The following is a 7459-nucleotide window of genomic DNA, read 5'->3' as shown; positions in this document are numbered from 1 at the left end:
TTTGGCATCGAGCTGAGCGCGGCTCAGGCCAGGGAATTGGAGACCATCACCGGCCTCAAGATTCTTGACCGTACTCAGCTTATCCTGGACATCTTCGCCCAGCATGCCCGCACCCCGGAGGCCAAAGTGCAGGTCGAGCTGGCCCAGCTCAAATACCTGTTGCCGCGACTGGTGGGCAGGGGCAGGGATTTATCCCGTCTGGGTGGGGGTATTGGGACGCGAGGGCCGGGGGAGACCAAGCTGGAAGTGGATCGCCGCCGCCTGCAAGATCGCATCGCGGATCTTGCCCGCAAGCTGCGAGAAATTGCTGGACGCCGCCAGGAAGCCCGTCGCCAGCGTGATAAATCGGGTCTGCCCATCGTGGGCGTGGTCGGCTATACCAACGCTGGCAAGACCACCTTGATGCATGCGCTGGCCAGGAAAGGCGACGAAGGGGAGAACAAACTTTTTGCCACCCTGCGTCCGCTAACCCGGCGGGGCTTTCTGCCCGGTATAGGCGAGGTGCTCTATACCGATACGGTAGGCTTTATTCGCCATATGCCCGGCGATCTGGTCGAAGCCTTCCGCTCGACGCTGGAAGAGTTACGCGATGCCGATGTGCTGTTACACGTTCTGGATGCCTCGCAGGAGGGGGCATTGGAGCGCTATCAGGTGGTCGAAGCTTTGCTGGCCGACCTGGGGGTAGAGGCCAGGTGCATTCTGGTACTCTCCAAGGCCGATGCAGCAGGCGGCTACGACCTCGAGTTTCTCAAGGAACGCCTGGGCGGTTGGCCGGTTTCGGTGGTCAAGGGCCGGGGCTTGCATGAACTGAAGCAGGCCGTAAAGGAGGCACTGATTGCCCAGGGCGTGCGCCCGGCAGCCTGGGCCTACGTATCACCAGAACCCAAAGCTGCGGTTCCAGCCTCAACCGATTGACCCGCTACAGCGAATAACCGCCCTTGACTGCGCAAAAGGATGATCTCCTTCGAGAAGATCCCGGTTCGCACGGCAACGAACGAACCCGACCGAAGGGAGACACTTTTTTCGAAGACCATCAGGGAGGGGTGTGCTCCAGGATTCAAAAAGAGAGCCTCGGGGTCTCCGGGTTGGAGGATGATCTTTATTGAATCCGGTACAAGTTCATTTTTGGGGTTTGCCTCGGCGCAACCCCAGGGCCAGCCTCTCAACGCACTGCAAATGCTTAACGAGGAGAACCTTAATGACCTGGCCTGAAAATGGACTGCTTGGGCCGGGGGTCTGCCCCAAGCCTGGCGCACTGCACCTTCGAGGGGAATACTCGCAATGGCGAAATCCTGAATATGGATTTGTCCAGGACACAAGAAAGATTGTCTTCGTGAAGTCGCTATTAGAAGGTTTGAAACCCTTTGAGGTTGGTGGCCTCGCTCCACTGCACGTCCACGTGATCCACCCTGGCACCCCTTGGGCCCTGGCGCAGGTGGTGAATCAGGTGCTCCAGACTGGTCTTTTCGCCCTCGGCTATAACCTCCACCCGCCCATCCGGCAGGTTCTCGGCGTAGCCCGCCAGACCCAGCTCAAAGGCTTTTTTGCGGGTGAAATAACGATAACCCACCCCCTGAACCCGCCCACTGATCAGCACCGTAATTCGTTGCACGCCTTCAATCTACAACGAGCGAATCGAATGCTAAAGCGGGCCTCGTTTTGGACTGGGACTAAAATCAGCAGCTAAAAGGCCAGGTTTGATTGGCTCCCGATGAGGTTTTTTCCTAGAGTTCACTCAGAGTTGTGGGCTAGACTGAGTAGCGTGCGGTTTTGGCGCTGGGTTCCGGTAATTTTGCTCCTCCTGCTGGTGGGGCTCCCGGCGTTTCCCCCGCTCATCGGCTTTGTCCTGCAAGAAGGGCTCAAAGCAGCCAATTTCACCGGGCAGTGGCAGGCTGTGGGGGGCTATTTGCTCGGCGGAGTCGAGTTGCGGGGGGCTAGACTAGAAGGCAACGGACTCAGGGTCGAGGCTGGGCGCCTGCGTGTAAACTTCAACCTGCTTAGCCTGCAACGCCGCGAACTGCCCTTGCGAATTCTGGCTGAAGAGGGCGATGTTTTTTTGAAGTGGGACGCCATCATCCCCGAACAACGTCCACCTGGGCCACCTGCACCGGTACAATTGCGGGTGGACGAACTCGTTCTCAGGCGGGTCGGCGTACAAATCGAACAGAGCCAGAAGTTTTTGTTACCGAACCTGAAGGCTACAGTGCGTGGCGATGGGCCAGAATATCAGGCCACCGTCGAACTGCCCGACGGCAGGGTGGCGGCCAGCATCAGGCGTACCGGGCGTGAGTTTGAAGCCTGGCAGATTGATGCCAAAGCCGATCTACGGGCGGCCCGCTACTGGTTCGAGGGCTTCGAGTCGGGCCAGCTCGAGGGCACCTGGATCATTGGCCCCAGGGTCAAGAATGGCATTCAGGGCAAGAATCAGATCAAAAACGCCACCGTCAAAATTGTAGGGTTCACCCTCTCCGATATTTTTGGTAGCGCCGATTTCGATGGCCGGATGGTGACGGCCAATCTGGTAGGACGTGGCCTGGATGGTCCCCTCAAAGGCTCTGCCACGGTGGATTTGCATAACCAGGAGTATAGCTTCCGGGTGGATGGAACCCCCACCCTGAGCGCACTCGGGGAAAACTTTGGCCTGCGGCTGCCGGTGAGCGGGGGTGGGCCACTGGTGCTGGAGGGCCGGGGCTGGCAAAACATCGTAATTAGCGGGCGCTACAGGGGCGAAGGCTACCTTTTAAACGAACCCTTGACCTACGAGGGAACGCTGGCTTTCGACGGGAAATTCCGTCTCGACACCGTGGTGGATGGGGCTTTTTTCGACCGAACCTTTCAGGCTAACGTAGCGGTGCGAAACACCGACGAGTACACCGTGACGCTACGCGACTCCTACCAGAGCAGTCTGCGCCTGGTTGGGAAAGGCGCCAGTACCCAGGCCGAAGGGAGTCTGGTCTGGCCGCGCCCGCTACTGGGAGAGGCCGGGTTGAGCTTTACCAGTACTGGGCCCCGCTGGAGTCTGGGGGTGCAGTCGGAAAACGTCAGTTTGCCCACTGCCAAACCCTTCAGCCTGTCGGGCAGTTTGCAGGGGGATGGCCCTACGGTACAAGGCCAGTTGGGGGCCGTAAACCTGAGCGGCACCTGGGACGACCTCCGCATGCAGCTTGGCGGGCTCGAGTTGCTGGTAGGGCAGATCACCGGGCAGGCGGGGCTGAAGGCCGGGCGGTTTAGCGCAGACCTGAACTACGACTCGCCTTACACCCGGTTTCCCATTCAAGTTAGACAGGAGGGGCCGGTCTGGCGGATTGGGAACCAGTGGGCCCGGGGGGTCTACCAGGATGCCGTCTTCACACTGGGCGTGCGCAACCTGCCGCTGCAAGTCCTGGAAGCCTTCCGTCTTTCGGGCGACCTGCGCTACGAAGCAGGCCAGCTCGGTGGCAACTGGAACCTGCAAAGCGAGCGGGTCAGGGTAGATGGCGAACTATTCGACCTGGCCACCCGCTACCGGGGCAAGGTGCGTACTCCCTTTCGAACCATACCCCTGAGCGGAACTGCCGACGCTTCCGGGTTGCAGGCTCGACTTGATACCCTCCACATCACGGCGGATGGCACCAGCGGGCTATTGCTGCGGGGGCCGCTCGAGCTCGGGCGGCAGATTCGCCTGGAATCGAACCTGGGATTGCAGGGCTCGCTTTACCGGGGCGAGGTGCGCTTTGGCTCGCCGTGGTTGAGCGGCGTGTTGGAGGGCCGTGATGCCGAACTCTGGGCCACGACCGAAGGCTATGCAGAGCTTTCTGGCCCGGTCTGGCCCACCACTGCCCTGAGCGGACAACTGACCCTGCCGCTGTCCGGGGCAGTCGAGGTACCCAGGGTTCCACTGCAAATTAGCCGTACCGAGGTGCGCTGGCCGGAGGGGCGGGTCGAGTTGAAGGCGGGCTTTCCTTTTGCAGGGCGGTTGCCGCTTCTGATTTACCGCCAGCCGGGCAGCCTGACGGCCAGGGGCGATCTCGAGCGCGGAAGCCTCGAGCTGCAAACACCCTACGGGACGGTGAGCAGTGAGGGGGCCTGGAGCGATCTTTCGGTGCGCGGCAGTCTCCACTATGCTGGCTACTCCGGTGATCTGCGGGGCCAGGCCGATCTGTTTGGGCTGGCCTACCAGGGCAGGCTCAGCGTACCGAGACTGGAAGGCACGATGGAATTCAAGGGGAAGGGTAGCCACCTGAACTTCTCAGGATTGTTCCAGAATGGCCGCCTCACCCTCGTTGGCGATTACCGCCCGGTGGCCGGGAGACCTCTGGAAGGACTGGGCCTGCGGGCCATTGCTACCGGCTACGAACTGGGCCAGTGGGGTCTACCGGGAACCCTGTCCGGCAACTGGTCCGAGCAAGGGGGCCGGCTCAGCCTGGACACGGTTTATGGACAGGCGCAGCTTAGCGGCTCAAGCCTCTTTGGGCCGGTTAACCTGGAAGCCCAGAGCCCCTACGGCACGGTACGCGGCGTGGTCAGCACCGAAGCCATCGCCCTGCGGGGCAGTTTGCGGCTGCCCTATGTGAGCGGCACCGTGGATGTGGCGGGGCCGTGGAACAACCTCGAGGCGAGGGGTCAGGGGCGCTATAACCTACCGTATCTGGAGCCCCAGCCCTGGAGCCTCAGCGCCGACGTGACCGCGCAGACCTGGAAGCTGGAAGGGCCGCTGGAACTCGAGGGAAAGGGCCTCTCCTACTCCGGTCGGGTGAACTGGCCCTACAAACTGCTGGAGCGTGCCGGGGTTTTGCAGGGCAGCCTGGAGGGGGAAAGCCTGGCGGTGCGGGGAAGCCTGAGCACCACCTATGCCGGCCTACCCCTTACGGCCAGCGTACAGGCCGATGGGGCCAGTCTAGAGCGGCTTAAGGCAACCCTCAACCTGCCCGATGGCCAGGTGCAGATTTCACAGAAACAGGCTGTGTTCGATATCGAGACCGCACCCATTGCCCGGATCTTTGGTGCGGACGTTCAGGGCCGGTTAAAAGGAAGCCTCGACCTGCAAGCCGGTGGCGAGGTAACGGGGCAGTTGCTGGCCTATGGCCAGCGGGTTGAGGTGGATTACAACAACCGTTCGCTCTCGGCCTTTTTGCCACAACTCCAGTCCGGGGTGGTGGTCGAGCTCGAGCCAGGCCGCGACCCCAGAGTGCTGGGGGTGGGCGACCTCGAGGGAATACTCAGTGTGGGCGAGCAGCTTCAGGGCCGGATGGCCTACCGGGCACAGGAGGTGTATCTGGAGGTGCAGTTTGGCGGCCCGCGCCTGCGTCCCGAGTTTTCGATGGAAGCCAACACGCCTCTGATCCGCGTGGTGACCCGGGGTAGCTATGACTTGCAGCAGAACCGAGGGCTGGCCCAGGTCCAGATGGAAACTGCGTATGCCAGGGCCAGCCTGGAGCTTTCCAGCAGTGGCCTCCGTTACCAGGCCAGTGGGAGCCTGGAGAGCCTGCAATACCTCGAGCAGAGCGGCCCCCTGCGCCTGAGCGGCGAGGGAACACGCTGGACGGCAAGCTGGGCCGCGCCCATGCGGGTGGAAGCCCAGGGACTGGCGGCCAGCCTGGAAAATGTGCGGCTGGCCGGACAGGGGAGCCTCGAGGTAGGTGAGCGCACCTTTGCTTTGTCGGGCAACCTGGCCCTTGCGGGTGACCATTTTACCGGGCAGATGCGGGTCAGGGGGGAGCAGACTGCCCTCGAACTGCTGGGTCAGGCCGATTCTTTGTTGGCCCGTGGAACCGCCTACGAGGCCCGCATCGAGGCCCGCACCAACCGCCGGGCTGAGCTAAGCGGCCAGGTGAGCTATACCCGCACCCTGGCGGCCAACACCCTTAAGGCCCGTGGAACCCTGGGTGGAACTTTGTTCCAGCCAGTCTTGCAAGGGGATGGCACCCTGGCGGGTCGCGGAGCCGAGGTGGCCTTGCGTTTTGGCTACCGGGAGCAGCTCTGGGCCGAGGCCGAGGGCGCCGGGCTGTCGGCTCGCTTTGCCGAGGGTGTGGTGAAGCTCAACATGAACAGCGATCTTGAGCCGTTTGTGGGGCTGCCCATACGCCTCCAGACCGAGGGCGAGGGCCCCTGGGAAACCCTGCGCCTGCCGCTGGTCTTGAAGGGCCCCAACCTCGAGGCCACCGGCGCGGCGTACCTGGCCAGGCTCCAGGCCCAGATTGGGGGTCGCTACGAAAAACAGCGCTTTGATCTGAGTTTTGACCGAGAACTTCTGGTGCGACTGGATGGCCCCTATGCAACCGGAACTGCGCGCTGGGCTGGCGATGCCCCAGGCGGCTCGCTGCAACTCGATCTACCGGTGCCGGGAGGTCGCCTGGTGGGGCGGGCCAGCCTGGAGGAAGGCCGGGTCGAACTCGAGGGCCGGGAGGGCTGGCAGGGCAGCCTGCAAGGGCGGCTGCGCGAGGGCTGGAGCCAGCCCACCCGCTGGCAACTCGAGGCCAATTTACAGGGGCCGCTGCTGGGGTCAGGCGATGCTGGAGCCGGGGGATCATCCCCTTCGGGACAGACCGGCCTCCGTGCACCCGATAGCCTGAGCGTGCAAGGCCGCTTCGAGTTCGATGCCTCGCCACTGGCGCTGCGCGGCAGCGGGCAGGTGCTGGTGCCGGAGTGGGGGGCGGTGCAACTCAGTGCGCAGGGCGGTGAAATTGACCTGCGCGGTCTGGCCGAACTGACCCCCTTCACCGGACGTTTGCAACTCAGTCCCTTGCAGGTCAACTGGTCGTATGTGGGGGCCTTGCCGCGCGGCCTGGGTATTCTGGAGGCCCGGGGCACCTATCCGGGTCAGTGGATCACAGGCCGATATCAGATTGCCGGTCAAAGCACCCACCTCGAGGGCCAGGATGCCCGGTTGCGCCTTACTGCGCCTGGGCTGGAGGCCACCCTCACCCCCAACCAACTGGAGGCCCGGTTGCAGGACTACAACCTCAGCGGCCTTCGGCTGAGTGGGCGTATCGCCGGCCCGTGGAATGGGTTAGAGAGCACCCTGGACTGGGATGCTTTGGGTCGGAGGGGCGCAGTACAGGCCACCTGGCGGCAAAACCAGTTGCAGGCCAGCCTGAGCGGTGATCTGGCGGGTTCGGTGGGACTGGCCCAGACCTGGTCGGGGAGCCTCCGCTTCCGCGAGGGGAACCTCGAGCTTTCGGGAGCGGGAATTCCGGTGGTGGAGGGCGAGATCCTGGGCCTGGCGCTGCAGTTGCGCTATCCCATATTGCAGGTGGCCTCCGACCGCGAGAGCCTGAACAATCCTGCTCCGGCCAGCACCCGTCGGGCGGGCAGACTGTCGATCAACCTCGAGGGCCGCAGCGCTTCGGGTGAGCTGGAGGTGCGAGACGTCGAGATACGGGGCCAGGGGCCGGAACTCGAGGCCGTCTATCCCTTTGCGGGGGGCCGCCTGGTCGCGGGCCTGGATTTGCAGACCTATGCCGTGCGACTCTCGGCCCCC

3 protein-coding genes are annotated in these 7459 nt (G+C 63.1%); 2 read left to right on the top strand and 1 reads right to left on the bottom strand.

All coding sequences use genetic code 11. The features are described 5' to 3' along the window. Window positions 1–915, top strand: a 915-nt coding sequence (gene hflX, locus Q0288_RS08690; RefSeq protein ID WP_299429501.1) for a GTPase HflX, incomplete at its 5' end; no start/stop codon positions are given. 430 nt (window positions 916–1345) lie between these two features. Here hflX and Q0288_RS08685 read toward each other — a convergent pair. Then, a complete protein-coding gene (locus Q0288_RS08685) occupies window positions 1346–1612 on the bottom strand; it encodes an acylphosphatase (RefSeq protein ID WP_299429500.1) in 267 nt (88 codons plus the stop codon). A 150-nt stretch (window positions 1613–1762) separates the two neighbouring features. On the opposite strand from Q0288_RS08685, the gene Q0288_RS08680 reads away from it, so the two are divergent. Beyond that, a partial coding sequence (locus Q0288_RS08680) for a translocation/assembly module TamB (RefSeq protein WP_299429499.1) occupies window positions 1763–7459 on the top strand: 5697 nt, incomplete at its 3' end.

Origin of the sequence: uncultured Meiothermus sp. (genome assembly GCF_937863175.1) — a bacterium.
In the GTDB taxonomy this organism is placed as follows: Bacteria; Deinococcota; Deinococci; order Deinococcales; family Thermaceae; genus Meiothermus.
This window is presented reverse-complemented; position numbering and strand designations above follow the sequence as displayed.